The organism is Massilia niastensis DSM 21313, assembly GCF_000382345.1.
GTDB lineage: Bacteria > Pseudomonadota > Gammaproteobacteria > Burkholderiales > Burkholderiaceae_D > Telluria > Telluria niastensis.
Window position 1 is genome coordinate 38,689 of record NZ_KB908119.1, and the last position, 15,573, is coordinate 54,261.

The 15,573-nt window shown below is 61.6% G+C and carries 20 protein-coding genes; 7 read left to right on the forward strand and 13 right to left on the reverse strand.

Translation table 11 applies throughout. The features are described 5' to 3' along the window. Positions 1-24 precede the first annotated feature (24 nt). The 6 genes from mhpA to H162_RS35355 form a co-directional block, all read right to left on the reverse strand. Complete coding sequence (gene mhpA, locus H162_RS0121685) at positions 25-1,605, reverse strand: bifunctional 3-(3-hydroxy-phenyl)propionate/3-hydroxycinnamic acid hydroxylase MhpA (RefSeq protein WP_020655600.1); 1,581 nt, start codon at positions 1,603-1,605, stop codon at positions 25-27. Further along, positions 1,602-2,474, reverse strand: coding sequence for a fumarylacetoacetate hydrolase family protein (locus H162_RS0121690; RefSeq protein ID WP_020655601.1), 873 nt, complete (start codon positions 2,472-2,474; stop codon positions 1,602-1,604). The genes mhpA and H162_RS0121690 overlap by 4 nt, the downstream gene beginning before the upstream one ends. 23 nt (positions 2,475-2,497) lie before the next feature. Continuing rightward, positions 2,498-3,298: a VOC family protein gene (locus tag H162_RS0121695; RefSeq protein ID WP_229452180.1), complete on the reverse strand. Its 801-nt coding sequence runs from the start codon at positions 3,296-3,298 to the stop codon at positions 2,498-2,500. A 110-nt stretch (positions 3,299-3,408) separates the two neighbouring features. Further along, complete coding sequence (locus H162_RS31530; RefSeq protein ID WP_156885744.1) at positions 3,409-3,702, reverse strand: heme-binding protein; 294 nt, start codon at positions 3,700-3,702, stop codon at positions 3,409-3,411. Between the two features lie 17 nt (positions 3,703-3,719). Beyond that, positions 3,720-4,322: a hypothetical protein gene (locus H162_RS35350; protein WP_229452181.1), complete on the reverse strand. Its 603-nt coding sequence runs from the start codon at positions 4,320-4,322 to the stop codon at positions 3,720-3,722. Beyond that, positions 4,319-4,639 (reverse strand): hypothetical protein, encoded by a 321-nt coding sequence (locus H162_RS35355; RefSeq protein ID WP_229452182.1) that lies wholly within the window; start codon positions 4,637-4,639, stop codon positions 4,319-4,321. Before H162_RS35355 ends, H162_RS35350 begins: the two co-directional genes overlap by 4 nt. A 525-nt stretch (positions 4,640-5,164) precedes the next feature. Here H162_RS35355 and H162_RS0121710 point away from each other — a divergent pair. The 3 genes from H162_RS0121710 (at position 5,165) to H162_RS33430 (ending at position 8,942) form a co-directional block, all read left to right on the forward strand. Next, positions 5,165-7,465: a TonB-dependent receptor gene (locus H162_RS0121710; protein WP_229452183.1), complete on the forward strand. Its 2,301-nt coding sequence runs from the start codon at positions 5,165-5,167 to the stop codon at positions 7,463-7,465. Positions 7,466-7,531: 66 nt separating this feature from the next. Further along, complete coding sequence (locus H162_RS0121715; protein ID WP_020655606.1) at positions 7,532-8,494, forward strand: alpha/beta hydrolase; 963 nt, start codon at positions 7,532-7,534, stop codon at positions 8,492-8,494. Positions 8,495-8,705: 211 nt separating this feature from the next. Then, the gene (locus H162_RS33430; protein WP_084677089.1) at positions 8,706-8,942 is read left to right on the forward strand and encodes a tyrosine-type recombinase/integrase; all 237 of its coding nucleotides are present in this window, start codon (positions 8,706-8,708) and stop codon (positions 8,940-8,942) included. A gap of 94 nt (positions 8,943-9,036) precedes the next feature. On the opposite strand, the gene H162_RS34350 is transcribed toward H162_RS33430, so the two are convergent. From H162_RS34350 to H162_RS34790, 7 genes are all read right to left on the reverse strand, one after another. Beyond that, positions 9,037-9,411 carry a hypothetical protein gene (locus tag H162_RS34350; RefSeq protein ID WP_156885745.1) on the reverse strand — a complete coding sequence of 125 codons (375 nt, stop codon included), beginning with the start codon at positions 9,409-9,411 and terminating at the stop codon, positions 9,037-9,039. A 224-nt stretch (positions 9,412-9,635) separates the two neighbouring features. Beyond that, positions 9,636-9,842, reverse strand: a complete 207-nt coding sequence (locus H162_RS35665) for a hypothetical protein (RefSeq protein ID WP_307188085.1) — start codon at positions 9,840-9,842, stop codon at positions 9,636-9,638. Positions 9,843-9,878: 36 nt separating this feature from the next. Then, positions 9,879-10,202, reverse strand: a complete 324-nt coding sequence (locus H162_RS35670; protein ID WP_371846872.1) for a 3-hydroxyacyl-CoA dehydrogenase NAD-binding domain-containing protein — start codon at positions 10,200-10,202, stop codon at positions 9,879-9,881. Then, positions 10,114-10,464 (reverse strand): carnitine 3-dehydrogenase, encoded by a 351-nt coding sequence (locus H162_RS35770; protein ID WP_371846871.1) that lies wholly within the window; start codon positions 10,462-10,464, stop codon positions 10,114-10,116. Before H162_RS35770 ends, H162_RS35670 begins: the two co-directional genes overlap by 89 nt. 114 nt (positions 10,465-10,578) lie before the next feature. After that, positions 10,579-11,628 (reverse strand): helix-turn-helix transcriptional regulator, encoded by a 1,050-nt coding sequence (locus tag H162_RS0121725; RefSeq protein WP_084677090.1) that lies wholly within the window; start codon positions 11,626-11,628, stop codon positions 10,579-10,581. A 69-nt stretch (positions 11,629-11,697) separates the two neighbouring features. Then, positions 11,698-12,294: an AMP-binding protein gene (locus H162_RS32835; protein WP_156885746.1), complete on the reverse strand. Its 597-nt coding sequence runs from the start codon at positions 12,292-12,294 to the stop codon at positions 11,698-11,700. Positions 12,295-12,483: 189 nt separating this feature from the next. Further along, positions 12,484-12,816: a hypothetical protein gene (locus H162_RS34790; RefSeq protein ID WP_169444542.1), complete on the reverse strand. Its 333-nt coding sequence runs from the start codon at positions 12,814-12,816 to the stop codon at positions 12,484-12,486. A 430-nt stretch (positions 12,817-13,246) separates the two neighbouring features. Between H162_RS34790 and H162_RS34360 the strand changes: the two genes are divergently transcribed. From H162_RS34360 to H162_RS33445, 4 genes are all read left to right on the forward strand, one after another. Beyond that, positions 13,247-13,546, forward strand: coding sequence for a DUF4148 domain-containing protein (locus H162_RS34360; RefSeq protein WP_156885747.1), 300 nt, complete (start codon positions 13,247-13,249; stop codon positions 13,544-13,546). A 112-nt stretch (positions 13,547-13,658) separates the two neighbouring features. Further along, a complete protein-coding gene (locus tag H162_RS0121745; protein ID WP_026354926.1) occupies positions 13,659-14,156 on the forward strand; it encodes a MarR family winged helix-turn-helix transcriptional regulator in 498 nt (165 codons plus the stop codon). A gap of 634 nt (positions 14,157-14,790) precedes the next feature. Continuing rightward, positions 14,791-15,312, forward strand: coding sequence for a hypothetical protein (locus H162_RS35015; RefSeq protein WP_020655611.1), 522 nt, complete (start codon positions 14,791-14,793; stop codon positions 15,310-15,312). A 61-nt stretch (positions 15,313-15,373) separates the two neighbouring features. Then, a partial coding sequence (locus tag H162_RS33445) for a transposase (protein ID WP_020655612.1) occupies positions 15,374-15,573 on the forward strand: 200 nt, incomplete at its 3' end.

Here is a 15,573-nt window from a genome sequence, read left to right on the forward strand (position 1 = left end):
CAATCGCGGCCGCCGGCATCCGTTTTACTTCAGGCGTTGCTGCAGTCCGGCCACCAGCTCCAGCAGCGCTTCGCCGTTGTCGGCCACGCCGTACACGTAGCGGTCCGGGCGCACGACCGACGCGCGGCATTGATGGCGTTCGAACCAGCCTGCCAGCACGCCATCAAGTTCGCCAGCCTCGATGCAGTGCTGCGCGTTCGAGAACCGCTGTTCGCCCGGCGCCATGCACACCAAGGTGCCGAGCGATTGCGCCAGCGGCAGGAGTCCGGGCGGCAGCTGCGCCAGGGGCAGGGTGGTGACGATGTGCCAGCCGGTGCCGGCCACGTCGTCCAGCAGCGCCGGGCCGCCGGGACCGGCCACGCGCGGCTGCGGGAACAGGCTGCCGGTGCCGCTGTGGGCGCCGTCGTCCAGCAGTCCGCTGCTCAGCGGCGGGATGATGTCCTGGCGCGGCACCGTCCTGATCGTACCGCCGGCGGCGGCGATCAGGCTGGCGTCGCGGTTCCGTGCCGCCGCCACGTCGCGTTCGCAGATGACGGCGCCGATCTCCTTGATGCGCGTGGTCAGGCGGCGCACATGCTCGCGGCGTTCCTCGGCATAGGTATCGAGCAGCGCGTCGCGCGCGGCGCCGGTGAGCACCGCATTCAGCTTCCACACCAGGTTGGCGACGTCGCGCACGCCCTGGCACATGCCCTGCCCCAGGAACGGCGGCTGCTGGTGCGCGGCGTCGCCGGCGATGAACACCCGTCCGTTGCGCCACTCGCGCGCCACCAGGGCGTGGAAGCGGTAGCTGGCCTGGCGCCACAGGGTGGCGTCCTCTGGACCGATCCAGCGTTTCAATACGCTCCAGGCGCCCTCCTCGGTCGCCATATACGCCGGATCCTCGCCCGGCAGCAGCGAGATTTCCCAGCGCCGATGGTTGCCCGGGCCGATCACGTAGGTGCAGGGACGCTCCGGTTCGCAGTACTGCACGCTGGTCCTGGGCAGCTTGGCCAGGCCTTGCTCGTTGACCTGCACGTCGACCACCAGCCATGGCTCGTCGAACTGCAGGTCCTCGAGCTCGATCCCGACCGCTTCACGGACGGCGCTGGAAGCGCCGTCGCAACCGATCACGTAGCGCGCATGCACGCTCGCTCCCTTGCCATCGGCGCCTTGCAGGCGCACGGTGACGCCCTGGCCATCCTGTTCCAGGCCGGTGAAGCGCTGGCCCAGGACCACGTCGACGTCGGGGTGCGCCTGCACGTGCTCGCGCAGGGCGCGCTCGACCGGCGGCTGGGTGAACACCATCGACGGCGTATGGCCGAGCGGATAAGGCGGCTCCACGGTGGCCAGCCGCTTGATCAGCTGGCCGCCCACGCCATAGTATTCGGACGGCGTGAACGGTTCGCAGAACGGCGCGACCGCATCCTGCAGGCCGAGGTTCTGGAACACGCGCATGATCTCGTGGTCGAGGGCGATCGCGCGCGGCTTCGGATAGACCTCGTCCGTGCGGTCCACCACCAGGGTGCGCACGCCGGCCTGGCCGAGCAGCGCCGCGGCCACCGCGCCCGACGGGCCGAAGCCCACCACCACGACGTCGTAGCTGGACTGGTCGCGCAGGCTGCTCATGGCTTGACTTCGTTCTCGATCTGGTTGACCAGCAGGCCCACGCCTTCGATCTCGACTTCGATCGTGTCGCCGTCCTTCATCCACACCGGCGGCACGCGCGACTGGCCCACGCCGGCCGGGGTGCCCATGGCGATCACGTCGCCCGGCTCCAGGGTCAGGCATTCGGACAACAGGGCGATGGTCTCGGCCACGTCCCAGATCATGTCGGTCGTGTTCGCGTCCTGCATGACCTGGCCGTTCAGGCGCGACTGGATGCGCAGGCCCGCGCCGCCGGCCGGCAGCTCGTCGGCGCTGACCAGCACCGGGCCGAAGGCGCCGGTACGGTCGAAGTTTTTACCGATCGTCCATTGCGGAGTGCGCTTCTGGTAGTCGCGCACCGAGATGTCGTTGAAGCAGGCGTAGCCGAACACATGGTCGAGCGCATCCTCGCGCTTGACGTGGCGCGCGGTCTTGCCGATCACCACGGCCAGCTCGGCCTCGTAGTCGAAGCGTTCCGACACCAGCGGCAGCGGCGACGCTTCGCCGTGGCCCAGCAGCGAGGTGGTGGCGCGCAGGAAGAACCTCGGGTAGGTCGGCTTGTCGCGGCCGCTCTCGGCGGCATGGTCATAATAATTCAGGCCCAGGCAGACGGTCTTGCCCGGCTCGGGCACGACCGGCGCTAGCGCCAGGCCGGCTAGCGGCTGGCGCTCGCCTGGCGCCGCCAGTTCGATGGCGCGGCGCGCGGCGCCCACCAGGTCGACCCCGGCCAGCAGTGCCTGGCGCGCATCAAACGGTACCTCTGGCAGCATGCGGTTCTGGTCGATGATGGTGTCGCCATCGACAACGGCCAGGCGGGCGGTGCCCTCGGCAAGGTAGCTGGTGAATTTCAAGGTTTTCTCCTGTCGGTTGATGCTTATTGTTCGATGAAACGGATTTTCTTCTGGGCCTGCTTGATGCGGTCGGACAGCGGTTTCGACACGCCCCACTGGTCGAAGCGCCTAGCCGGCCAGCCCCAGTCGGACGGGCCGCCGGTCCGGTAGCTGTCGTCGACCTGCAGCACGTCGGCGGTGTATTCGATGACGAAATCGTCCGGGCCGACGAAATACGAGAACACGTTATTGCCTGGGCCATGGCGGCCCACGCCCCATTCGATCGGCCAGCCGGCATCACTCATGCGGCCGGCGCCGCGCATCGCGGCCTCGAGATCCGGCATGACGAAGGCAATGTGGTTCAGCGTATTGGCATCCGAATCGGCCAGCGCGATACTGTGGTGGTCGTTGTTGCAGCGCATGAAGGCCATGATCTTCGTTCGGTCGGACAGGCAAAAGCCGAGCGCTTCCTCGAAGAATCGCTGGGCAACCGCCACGTCGGTACTGTTAAACACGACGTGGGTGATGTGCTCCGGCGCATCGCGGTGGGCGCGATCGAGTGCCTCGAGGTGGCGCGCGTCGCCGTGCACGAAGCGCAGGATCCTGCCTTGCGGGTCATTGATGACGACCGCCGTGCCGCCGCCTGCTTCCGCGAGCGGCTGCGGCCCGGAGACGACCGTGCCGCCGGCGGCCGGGATGCGCGCCGTTATCGCGTCTACGTCGGCCAAACTGGCGACGCTGAAGGTGACGTTCCGCACATCCGGCTTGCTGCTGCGGTGCAGGGGCAGGATGTGATGGAAGCTGCCGGAACCGCGCAGGTAGGCCGCATCATCGGTACGCGCCACGGTCTGCAAGTTCCAGGTACTGGTTTAAAAGCGCTCGGCCGCACCGAGGTCGGTGACGCCGATAGCGATGCTGCGTAGCTGGTCGGCTGGGGATGCTGGCATGGAACTCCTTATGCTTCAGTGCCGAGCGCGAGGAAGCGCGGGGCGATATGGGTTGTCGGTTGCGCGCGCACGACCGGGTCGAGGATCCCCGCGGCGATGCAGGCAGCGGCCCAGGCCTTGCCGGTGGCGATATCGACACGCAGCATGCTGGCGTCGTCTTTGCGCTGCAAGGCCACCGGATGGCCGGACGCATCCAACCCCACCAGCGCAACCGGCGGCATGCCGGCCTTGCGCGCCGCAAACAGGGCCTCGCTGACGATTCGGTTGGCCTGCACGAGGGTCACTGCACCGCTATCACTCATACTGCACTCCGCTTGGATTAGATCGTTGGTAACGCTGCGGCCGCGCCTGCACGGCGCGCCACCAGCGAAAAGAAGAGGGTCGCAGCAATGCCCACCACCGCCGCCAACATGGTCAGGCCACCGAAGCCGGCGCGCATCGCCACTGCTCCGGCCAGCGCCGGGCCGATCGCAGAGCCCGTCATCATCATCGCCGGAGTGGAGGCCAGCGAGCGGCCGCTCGGGTCGAGCCGGGCAATCAGGCCGAACAGAAAGGTGTGCATGAAGATCAGCACCGTCGCATACACGCTGGCTGCCAGCGCGTAGCCGATATAGCTGGTCGACTGCGTGATGGTGACGGCCAGGATGGCTTGCAAGGGTGCCGCTACCAGCGCGACCCGCGCCGGGTTCAGGCGCTTTTGCAGCAGTCCCGCGAGCGCGGCCGGCAACAGGTTGACCAGGCCGCATACCACCAGCAGCGCATTGACCTGCTCTTGGCTGAAGCCGCGCATGATGCCGACCCGGTCCAACATGCTGTGAGTAAGCGCCTGGTTCAGCGCCATGCTGTTGACGCCGAAGATCGCAAACCACGCGGCGCGCGGCAGCGGCGCGGCCGTCGCACCTAATTGAACGCGGCTGGTCACTTGGGGAAGCCCAGTGCGCTCACTGCCGCCAGAGCCATGAGGCCATCGAATACCTTGAACAGCACGCTACCGCCGTGAAGCGCGATCGCGGGCGGCACCGCCGCATAGAAGATGATCGCAGCCACGCCCAGCGCTGTGCCGACGATGGCGAACAGCTTGTGCGGATTGCTGCTGCGGCCGATGGTGCCATGCGTGACCGGCAGCGCCATGCCGGCGGCGGCACCGACCGCCAGATGCAGCAGGGCCAGCACGCCGAAGCTGGTGGCCTGGGCGGCGCCATAGAAGGCCAGTGCGGCGACGCCATACCGGGCAACCACGCAGGCGCTGCGCGGCAGCCGGTTGAAGGTGGGCGCGGCGACCAGGCTGGCTGCGACCGCGTGCCAGAAAGGCGGTGACGATCATGCCGGCATGTTCCAGGTCGAAACCATAGTGCTGTACCAGCGCGCCGACCCAGAGCGGCAAGGCAACCAGGTCGACCATGCCGACGAAGTGGCAGAGCATGAGGGTGGCGCGTCCGCGCAAGCTGTCCGGGCCGCAGCAAGAGGACGAGTGTGCATGGGATGTCTCCGTTATCGTTTTTGACAACGATATCAGCGCAGCAGCTAGCCTCGAAGCCCAGAGTTGCAATACGACGTATCAGCGCATTCGATTGATCAGCGCTTGATCATCACTTTCCGCCGGCGATAGCTGGTATCACGGATTACGACTTTAGAACCGCCGAGTCCCGTGCCTATACTTGATTCGACTGTGCTGGAGCGCAAGACTCCGGCCATGCCAGCAAACACACATCACAACACGCCGTCCGACGGGACCGGCATACAACAGGAGACGACATGCCCTCAATGCACACCCCTTTCGCGCGTGGCCCAATGACCATTTTAAGCCTTAGCCTCGCGGCGATCTGGAACCCTGCGTTTGCCCAGGCAGATGCCAGCGGCGCATCGCCAGTCGCAGCCAAGCAAGCCGACCAAGGCATCGAGACCGTGGTCGTGACGGCGCAGAAGCGCAGTCAGAACGTTAAGGAAGTGCCGGTCGCGATGACGGTGGTCAATGCGGCCCAGCTGGCCAATGCTGGCGTTAAGGACATCGGCGACCTGTCCCGCACCGCGGCCTCGCTTGAATTCGGCGACCAAGGAACCGGCGGCCCCGGCGGCAGCGCATCGATACGTGGCATCGGCACCGCCGTGTTCACGATTTCAGCTGAAAGCTCGGTCGGCGTGGTCGTGGACGGCGTGCCGCAAGGCGCCACCGCCAGTGGCTTGATGCTGGACCTGGCACGCGTGGAAGTGCTGCGTGGTCCGCAGGGTACCCTGTTCGGCAAGAACGCTTCGGCCGGTGTACTCAACATGTCGACTCAAGCGCCAATGATCGGCGATGCCAGTGGCAATGTGCAACTCGAACTCAAGGGTTCGCACGGCAATGCCGTGCGTGCGACCGCCAACGTGCCGATCAACGATATCTCGGCCCTGCGTATTTCCGGTCTGGCTGAGCGCAACGAGGGTGTCTACCACAACGTCTTCACGGGCAAAGACAGCGTCACCGACAATGGTGGTCTGCGCCTGCGATACCTGCTCAAGCCCAACAGGGACATCAGTTTTAACCTGATCGGCGAAGCATCCAATTCCAAGACCAAAAACGCGGCGTTCTTCGCGCCTATGGTTGCCAATGTCACTAATACCGCCGGTAACCACCGCCCGCTGGCTGAATTCGCTGCCTGCGGCGTGACCGTCTCCCCGACCAACAATCAGATTTGCTCGGACGCCGCAGAACTTTCGCGTAGTCGGGTGCGCGGCCTGTCCGGCCAGCTCGACTGGACGCTGGGCAGCGGCAACACCCTGACCTCGATTACCGCCTACCGTACCCGTGAGGTTGGTCCGAACGATCTCGCCGTCGACATGTCGCTCGGCTACGACAAGATCCGCAACCTGACGCCGTACCAGGACTCCAAACAATTCTCGCAGGAGCTGCGCATCGCGTCGCCAACCGGACAGCGCTTCGAGTACGTTGCTGGCTTGTTCTATGCCGATTCATCGAACGATAATCGCACGATTACCACGATCCTGCCAAACCCAGCTCTTCCTTCGCCACCAGTGCCGCGCTCGATCGTGAACAACTCGGGCGCAACGGCCGACCTGACGACCAAGGCGCTGTTCGGCCAGGCTACGTTTCGTCTGACCGATGCAACCAGCCTGATAGCTGGCCTGCGGTACACGCGCGACGCTGTCCATAGCGATTATAGCCAGTCCAGCGTGGTGAGGTTCGCACCCTTTGCACTACCCGCCACCGTCAAAACGGCAAGCGGCAGTGTCCGTGAGACCAATGTCTCTGGCAAGGTCGGGCTGCAGCATGTAATCTCGAAGTTGGCGAATGTCTATGGCACTGTCAGTCGCGGCTATAAGGGTCCGCAGATCGACAACGATACTGTCGTCGGTGCGGCCACTACCTCGGGCAATTTCACTGGCACCTTGATCAGACCCGAGCTGCCGACCAGCATTGAATTGGGCACTAAACTCACCATGCTCGACCGCAGGCTCGACGTCGACCTGGCTGCCTTCCATACCAAGATCAAGGACTTCCAGGAGCAGAACTGCACGCTGACTTCGGCCGGTGCTTTGGGCTGCATTCCGCTAAACGTGCCGGAAGTCGTTACCAAGGGGTTCGAGGCCGATATCCGTGCTCGTCCGCTGCCGCAGCTGCAGCTCGGCATGAGCATGGCCGTGATCCTGGATACCGAGTACCCGGAAGGTTTTACTATTGGCAACAACAGCAGCGATGGCCAGCGCTTGCTATATTCGCCGAAGACAAAGGCCACGCTTTCCGGCGATTACAGCTGGGATCTGCCGGGCGATTATGAACTCAAGCTCGGCGGCGATATTGTGTATAAGAGCCGTGTGCGCCTGTGCAATTCGCTTGAAGCGAGTTGCGGCTTCGGAGGTCACAACGTTTCGTCGCTGCGCCTGACCCTGCGCTCGCCCGACAGCAAATGGAGCGCCCAGCTGTATGCGCGTAACCTGAGCGACAAGCGAGTGCCAAACGCTATCCTCGATCCGCTGCCGGGCAAGGGTCCAGGTTCCGGCTTCGCCTACAGCCTGGGGGAGAACTCTCACCGCCGTGTAGGTATGACGCTCGACTACAGCTTCTAATCCGTGTCGGCCAGCCCCGGAACGGGCCGGCTTGCTGCCTGTGCCAGAAAACCAAAACGGATACTCATGCAGATAATTCTTCCGCTGCGCTGCAGCGTTGCCGTCGCCGCGCTGCTACTGGCCCACGCCACTTACGCGCAAGCCACCGAACCATCCGGGCCGCCGGCCAAGATGGACGTGGCAGCCTTCTTCGCCGCCAATCCACCCAAGCCCGCTAGCCCTGCCACCGAGGCCTCGATTCCGCTACTGACCGCCGGTTCGCCAGCCACCGAAACTTGGGAAACCATGTTCGGGCACCGCACCGTCCGTAACGTTACCCAGCCGGCGGTCTACCCGGTCAGGCCGGCACCCGGTAAGGCCAATGGCACGGCGCTCGTTATCGCTCCCGGCGGCGCCTTTCTCAGTTTGTCCTTCGATACGGAAGGCATGATGCTGGCAAACTACCTGGCAGAGCGCGGCGTCACCTGCTTCGTCCTGAAGTACCGGCTTGACTCAACTCCGACGGATACCGCCGGCTTTATGCGTACGGTCGGCGCGCGCATGCGCAGCGCGAAACCACGGATGACGCGCGGCGACCTCATCGACAGCAAGGCGCAGCCGCTGGCCCAACAGGATGGTCTCGCGGCCATTCAATGGGTACGCACGCACGCCAGCGATTACGGCTTAGACCCGCAACGGATCGGCATCATCGGCTTTTCCGCGGGCGGCATGACGGCGATGAACGTGGCCACCGGCTACAGTGCGGCGAGCCGCCCGGACTTCGTCGGGGTGATCTATGGCGGGGCGCCTGAGCGACCAGTCCCCAAGGATGCGCCGCCAATCTTCGTCGCGTTGGCGGCCGACGACGGCTTGCTGGGATATGCCGGTGTGCCGATCTTCGAGGATTGGCGTGCGGCCGGCAAGCTGGCAGAGCTGCACATCTACGCAGCAGGTGAGCACGGCTTCGGCATGCGCGGAGTACCCACCAGCGCCGACCACTGGCCCGAACATTTTGTTCAGTGGCTGAAGGCATCGCACCTGATGCCCTAGCCCGGCAGCCGACCGGACCAGTACCGTTCCGGACGGCCAACAAGCCATAGGAGGTCTTTATGATAGTTGACAAATGGCGGCCTTTTTCGTTACCCCCGGATGTGAGTTTACCGTGAAGGAGAGCATGCAGATTTCTGGATCGAGACCGATCGGCGCGAAGTATGCTGGATCGTCACCGGCGACTGCCTGCTTGGTTACTCCAGCCCGTTAAATGCAACGCCGACATCGAGGTGCGTTACATCGACGCCAGGAGCCTAGCATCGCGCAGTGTCTTCGACATACCTTCGCCACGGCCAACCTGCTCAAGGGGCAGGATATTCGAAGCGTCGCAGCGCTGCTCGCGCATAGCAGCGTGAACACGACGATGTTGTATACGGGCAGCAGACGCTGCGCCTGGCACGAGCCTTTGAGGAAGGCGAACCGGCCCCCCTCGCGGCAGGGCAATTGATGCCGTGAGGTAGCTCTCGTATCTTGACTCGGCCGTTTTGTATGGGCTGCGCAACTGAGCTCACGGAACTATCCATGTGTTACGCCGATGGTGGCTATTCGGCGATCTGGCTCAACCGATCAACCTGCCAGGCGCGATGCGCTGCCTTGTTAAAAATTTCCGCATCAAGTGTCTCTCGTCTACGACGCGCCGGTAGAAACAATGTCACCGGTCGGCCAGCTTTGGGATCGGACAGAGCCCAATGCGTCGTCAGGAATGGAGACGCTAGCGCCCCATTCCAGATGACAGTCGCGTTCTCGCGCAGTGAGCGTTCGATGGCATCATAGCTTTCCATTGCGGCGCTTGCAAAGATGTGCGAAAGCATCCAAGCCCTCCGCTCGTTCTTCCAGTCGTCCGTCTCCGTGGACGGCGCGCCCGCGGGAATACGGGTCTCGAAGGTCTTTCCCAGCAATGCAACCGGTACGTTCACGGTTACTGGGGTCTCGCTCGGCTCCTTCGTCGTCCGTATCGAGGCGCAGGGCGTTCAATGCGCCGCCACGTCGGGCTTCGTGAACTGACGACCCGTTCTATCGGGGCATAACCCGGGTTTTCCGCTAGGTTAGATGATGATCTTCGACTTCATGATGCCGCAACGCAACCGTTGTGTTCACACTTTTACTTCGTTTCTTTCGTGAAATTACTTCGTATGACGACTTATGACGGCGTGCGCGCTGCCTCCTTTGCTTCGATCAATCCGGTCAGCAGTTGGTCGCGCGCCGGCCGGCGCCAACAGGCCAACTCGATTCTGCGCAGCGCATCCTTCATCCCGGCACAAATTTTTTGTTTCAGGTCCCCGGTAATGAAAGATGCGCCCAGATCGGCCCGCCAGCTCTTGACCGGAGGTCTGGGGTGATCGAGCAAGTCGCGTACCCGCCCTCGCCACCCGACAGGAGTAGTTCAGGAATGGTCTATCAGGGTCCAGCGTAACCCGGGACCGTGCGAGATCGCCGTATCGATGTCGGCGACGCTAGCAACACCTGGCCGACCAGGTGAAACGCCTCGCGCGATCGCGCGGCCTCGATCCGGTTCGAAATGTGGCCCGTCACCTCTTGCGCCGATGGATGGGCCGTTTGCAGATCGCCGTGTAGAACGCCAGCGTTCGCTGCACCGTGTCCGTTGAAGTCTGCTCCCGTCAACCACTTCTACCAGGGGGATCACGTACGGCGGATTGAAGCGATGTCCGAGAATGACCCGCACCGGATGCCGGCATGCGCCTTGCACATGGCCGATTAGCAAGCCCGAGGAACTCGACGCCATGATCACTTGCTGGAAGCAGTGCGTCCATTGCACGAAATAGTTCCGTTTTGAGATCCTCCCCTTCCCGCCCGCCTTCTTGTACAAAGTCGACATTTTTCAACGCGGTCGCGAGATCGGCGCCGAAGAAAAGCCTGTGCATAGACGCGCCCTCGACCAATCCAAGGCGTTCCATGCTGGGCCAGTGGGTGCTGGCTGCATCGCGCGGCTTCGCTTCATCGCCCGGCATCGGATCTGTCACGGATACATCGAGACCTTGTAAGGAAGTAAGCGATCCAGCTGGCTCCGATCACACCGGTCCCGACCACTGCAATACGGTTGAATTTTCAGACTGATCCACTTCTCACTTCACGCTGATTTCTGGATTAACCCGGACAGGGTTCGATGAACTTCCACCTGTTCCCTGCGGATGTCCCAACAGGCTTGCCAATTCCTGCGTCAGTTGCTGCACGCTCTTGTGCGAGGTTGTTACTGTCAAGTGGGCCAGTTGATACAAACCTTCGCGCGCCTCCAGGGTACGCACGATGTTTTCCATGGCGTCCTGCCGCAACTGCGGACTAGCGATGCGCACATCGTGCTGCGCCATCACGCGCTCGAAATGTTCCTCCGGAGTCGCCTTGAGCCACACGTTATAAAACGAGTGCTGCAGCAACTCGTACGTCGCCGGCTCTGCGACGATGCCGCCGCCGGTTGCCAATACGACTTCCGGATAGGACCTAATAATCCGTTCCAGACAGCGCCGTTCCAGCTTGCGGTACCCGGCCTGCCCATAAATCGAAAAAATCTCGTTCAGGCCAATGCCGGCTTCCCGCTCGATTTCCCTGTTCAGTTCTACAAAGGGAACCTTCAGCTCGGCCGCAACTAATGGTCCCAGCGTCGACTTGCCGGCCCCGCGCAAGCCGATCAGCGCGAGTTTGCGCGGTACGATGGACGCTCCTTGTCTTCCCGACAGATGGTCGACAAGCAGTTGTCGAATTTCCGAAAGCTGCTCCGGGGTCTGGCGCTTCAATAGCTCGATGATCAGTAAATAGTTGCTGCCATACTGTTCGGTGTCTGCCAGCAGGTTTTCAATCGGCAGGTTCAAAGCGATTGCCAATCTGTACAGGACTGCAATCGATATGTTGCCGTCACCCTTCTCGACGCGCGACAAGTACGGCAGGGAAATACCCGATTCGGCTGCCAACTGTTTCATCGTCATCGCCCGCGCGGCGCGTGCCGATCGCACCCGCTGGCCAAGTTGCGCCGACAATTCAGCGGTCTTGGAAGCACTGGATTTCCCCGACAGCGATTCGGCGATTTCTGACCCCAGCGGTAAGCCGGCCGCACCCACATCCTCAACGAGGGTCCGAGCGCTGGCTCCTTCAGCCTTCAGTGCTTGTTTACGAACTGGCATATTAACGTCCGAAAAAAAAGCACATTGTAGTGAAATTACCTCCTGTTCACGTGTTCGGACGTTTACTCATTATAACGAGATGACGCCCGGGTAGGCGGATGGCGAGTACAGCCGCTGCCCCAGCGTGGCGCGGTTTTTTGACACCGCCCCTGGCTCAAGTAACCTTTGCCGGTAATTTCCTGGGCGTCGACCGATGCTGCATGCTCCATCAGCATCGCGGACTGCATACGTCGACGATTTAGTTCCCGCCTGCCGGCCCACCTCAAGAGCCATGCGCAGGTGCCTTTTCACGGAGGGATGTGCAAGCACATCACTGATCGACGCGTGCTTCGGCAGTCCAGCCAACTGACGGCAGGCCCCGACGTTCGGGAATACCAGTAAGCAGATCTCGTCTTGACCGTGACCGGCGACGGCGGAGTCCTGTGCCAGCGCCGTTCTTTCGATGGACGACAAGCGTAGAGAACCCACACTGATCCGCGTGCCACTGGATCGCTTGAAGTCCTCCATTACATGCCCGTCATACATCAGGCCCAGGTACGGCGCTGCCAGGTCGACAAAGCGCAGGGCGCCCCCGGTCATGTAGTAGCCGTCCTTATCGAACGCCATTGCGGACAGTTCTGGCTGCTTGAAATAACCCGGCATCACGTTCGGCCCTTTGACGCGCACCTCGAGCTTGTCGCCATTGGGTGTCAGTTACAGACTCCCGGCACCGGCAGGCTGATGCCCCTTACCGCTCCGCCTGGAAATAGCAGTCGGTCGCCAGAGGCGAGGTCTCGGTGGAGCCCCAAGCCGTGACCATGGGGACGATATAGCCTAGCTCCAGGATAGAAATTTCTTCCAATGCTTTCATAGATGCTACGGCAGCGTCGCGACGGCATAGAAAATTACTTGCAGGCGAGAGATGAACTTCTTGCGGAACTGCTCGTCGTTCCGCAACACTGGAATAAGCATGTCGAAACCGCGCGGCACGTTCATGTACAAGGTCGGGGCCACGTCACACAGGTTGTCCAGGGGGGTCTCGAACAAACCTGACGCGGTCTTGCCGGCTTCGATATACAGCGTTCCGCCGTGGACCAAGATCAGATTAAAGTTGTAGTTGCTGCCAAAGGTACGATTCCATGGCCGCCAGTCCAGCAGCACCGGCGGCTCGCCAGACAGAAACGGCCGGCTTTGCAGCAGCATCTGCAATGTGACTGCACAACATACGCACGGGACGCAACGAAGAGCTGCCGATGTTCTGATCGGTATGAGACGGGCGATTGTGCCTGGAGAGAGCCGATTCGTGCTGCACTAGCGGCGTCGAGCAGCAACGTGAGCGCCGCAGCCCGCGAGTTCGGTATCAGAGCGCGCCATCTGCACCGCCGCTGGGAGGCGGGGGTGCAGGCTGCGCTCAGAACACCCATACCAGGCGCAGATTGACGGGCGACGATTCTGGCGCCCTTCGACACTCCTGCCACCCTTGCCAGCCTGGGCCTGCCACTGCGGCGTCCGCAATTGTTACACCGTCACGAACGATTCAAGAAGATTTTACTACACCAATGAAATATTCAGTAGTAAAATACAGACCGGCGCACAATCCCACGCCGGTGTAAATCCATTGCAATAATAGGTGATCAACATGAATATGAAATACCTCCTTCCTGCAGTTCTCGTCTCTATCCTGTGCGGTTGTGCTTCCAGTGGTCCTGCCCAAACCGACGATCCGGTTCGTAAGCAGGTACTTGCTGAACTGGAACAAGCTAGGGTAGACGGCACTTATCCGTTAACTGAAATGCAGTCTATATACCCGTATTGGCCCGAAGTAGTTGCGGCCGAACGATTGAAGAAGCGCCAGGCGGCACAGGCCGCAGAAGCAGAACAAAATGGGGATAGTGCTGTTGCCCTAATGGCTGCTAAGGCACAACTGAAGGCCAACTGAAGCCGTGCCAAGGCTTCTATAGCCGATTTCGTCTGACCCTGCAGTACCCTATGGCGGTACGCGAGCGGAACGGTTTACAATCTTCGTTTATATGCTGCACCAAGGAAGGTGAATGAGTAACTTTGGGCCAACTGATGAACGATTGCGTAGAGTCCAGGCACGGATGCCCGGTTTCGCTGTTGAGCCCATGCGTGTCGCACGCATGATCTTCCTCCTGCATAAGACCTTGCGCGATGAGATGAATTCTGTGCTAAGGAAGTATGACCTTGCGGACTCGAGCTACATTGTGCTCGCGATTCTGTACGGTAGTATTGACGAGACCTCGACCGCATCCGCATTGAGCGAAGCTTGCCACGAAAAACCTGCTAATCTCACTAGGGTATGTGACGAACTGGCTGGGCGTGGCCTGATCGAACGTAATCCAAAGCTGGGAGATCGGCGCGCGGTCATGATCTCGCTAACCGATTCGGGCCGTGCTCTGATAGAACAAGCTTTGCCGGACGTTTCCGAGAGGGTCGTGGCAGCCTGTACAAGCGTCAGCGCCGCCGAGCTGCGTCAGCTGGCTGACCTGCACCTGCGTCTACTGGAAGGTTTGAACAGCGGCGCTTAAAATTCGCCCTTCCGACGTTATTAGGCGTGCTAAGTACTTGGCCATAAATAAATGTGATTTTTGGCTGCCATAACCGGCGCGCTGCTGCGTTGGCCCTTGCTAGCAGTGCTCGCACTGCGGCAGAGCGTCCTCCTTGCACCGTATCCGGTTCAGTTTGCCAAAAATTTGGCATTTATTTCTGGACAAGTACTTAGTGCACACAAAAGCCAAGCGCACGTGTGCACTCGCGGCGTTCCTTGAAATTAGCCGACAGTAACGTGGACGTCAATAGCGCCAACACTGCTGCGCCTTGCTTCCGGCGCAATCACGACTCATCCGCAGTGTGCACTACAGCGGCTCATCAGCCTCGCGCCGTCCATCGCTCCCGATTTGCATTCCATCGCCACTGGCAACTATCGCATTGCGACACCGTCCATCGAGGAATTTACGAATTTGTCATGCGCTGTCTGTGCTACCGCACCACGGGGGCACTGATTCATGGCGCTTCCCGCATTGGTGAAACACGATCCATCGAATACTTACGACTGCTGCCAGCCGACACGTATCCCAAGATCACGACATACCATGCGCAGGCCGAGCACAAGCCACGCCACGCCACGCCAAGGGCCCGTTCTTCTCGAATCTGCTGGAAGCGGTGGACTATCCTGATCGCGACCACGGATCGAATCCTACCAAGCGCCTCCGGCTGATCAACAAGATCGAGGAAGCCTGCGCCAGGGCCGGTAGCGGCACCGGGATCCTGTTTCGCGACGAGGTCCAGCGTTACGACGACAACGGGTATGAATGGCTGCGCGATGTTCACGACCATCTCGGCCGGCTGCAAATCAGGCTGTTCACATTCCTGGTCGGCCAGCAGGATCTGCTGGCCGCCAAGATCAACCTGCAGTGCGCCGGCAAGACCCGGATCGTCGCGCGCCTGATGGTCGACGAACTCGCCTTCCATGGCATTCGCAATGTCGCCGACGTCGCCACCTGCCGGGTCGGTTATGGCCCGCTCCATTTCCCGCACCGGTCCGATTGGTCATTTACACGCTTCTATTTGCAACAGGCGGGGAATGCCGGATATCGTCTGGTAGACGATGCCCAAGTGCTATGGGAAGCTTTCACCACTGTACATAACAAGGCAGGACTGGCCGGCGCACTAGGGAAGTACTGATTTAATCGTCTGCCAATCTGCTGAGCTGTCACAATAGCGCATCCAATTTCCGAGTAAATCGATGACGCAGATGAGCTTTTCCGATGTCGAGTACGCCAGCAAGAAGAAGCTGACTCGACGCGACCGTTTCCTTGCAGAGATCGAGGCTGCAACGCCGTGGCCAACTCTGGTTGCGGCGCTGCTGCCGTACTATCCGAAAGGCGATGGTCGTGGCCGGCCGCCGGTCGGTCTTGAGCGCATGCTGCGCATGTACATTGCCCA

What these genes read in the sequence shown, in the direction of transcription:
- H162_RS35770 (WP_371846871.1), bottom strand. Translation starts at nt 10,464, where the DNA reads ATGCCGGGCGATGAAGCGAAGCCGCGCGATGCAGCCAGCACCCACTGG.
- H162_RS33430 (WP_084677089.1), top strand. Translation starts at nt 8,706, where the DNA reads ATGCAACGCCGACATCGAGGTGCGTTACATCGACGCCAGGAGCCTAGC.
- H162_RS0121725 (WP_084677090.1), bottom strand. Translation starts at nt 11,628, where the DNA reads ATGCCAGTTCGTAAACAAGCACTGAAGGCTGAAGGAGCCAGCGCTCGG.
- mhpA (WP_020655600.1), bottom strand. Translation starts at nt 1,605, where the DNA reads ATGAGCAGCCTGCGCGACCAGTCCAGCTACGACGTCGTGGTGGTGGGC.
- H162_RS0121710 (WP_229452183.1), top strand. Translation starts at nt 5,165, where the DNA reads ATGCACACCCCTTTCGCGCGTGGCCCAATGACCATTTTAAGCCTTAGC.
- H162_RS34360 (WP_156885747.1), top strand. Translation starts at nt 13,247, where the DNA reads ATGAATATGAAATACCTCCTTCCTGCAGTTCTCGTCTCTATCCTGTGC.
- H162_RS0121745 (WP_026354926.1), top strand. Translation starts at nt 13,659, where the DNA reads ATGAGTAACTTTGGGCCAACTGATGAACGATTGCGTAGAGTCCAGGCA.
- H162_RS31530 (WP_156885744.1), bottom strand. Translation starts at nt 3,702, where the DNA reads ATGAGTGATAGCGGTGCAGTGACCCTCGTGCAGGCCAACCGAATCGTC.
- H162_RS0121715 (WP_020655606.1), top strand. Translation starts at nt 7,532, where the DNA reads ATGCAGATAATTCTTCCGCTGCGCTGCAGCGTTGCCGTCGCCGCGCTG.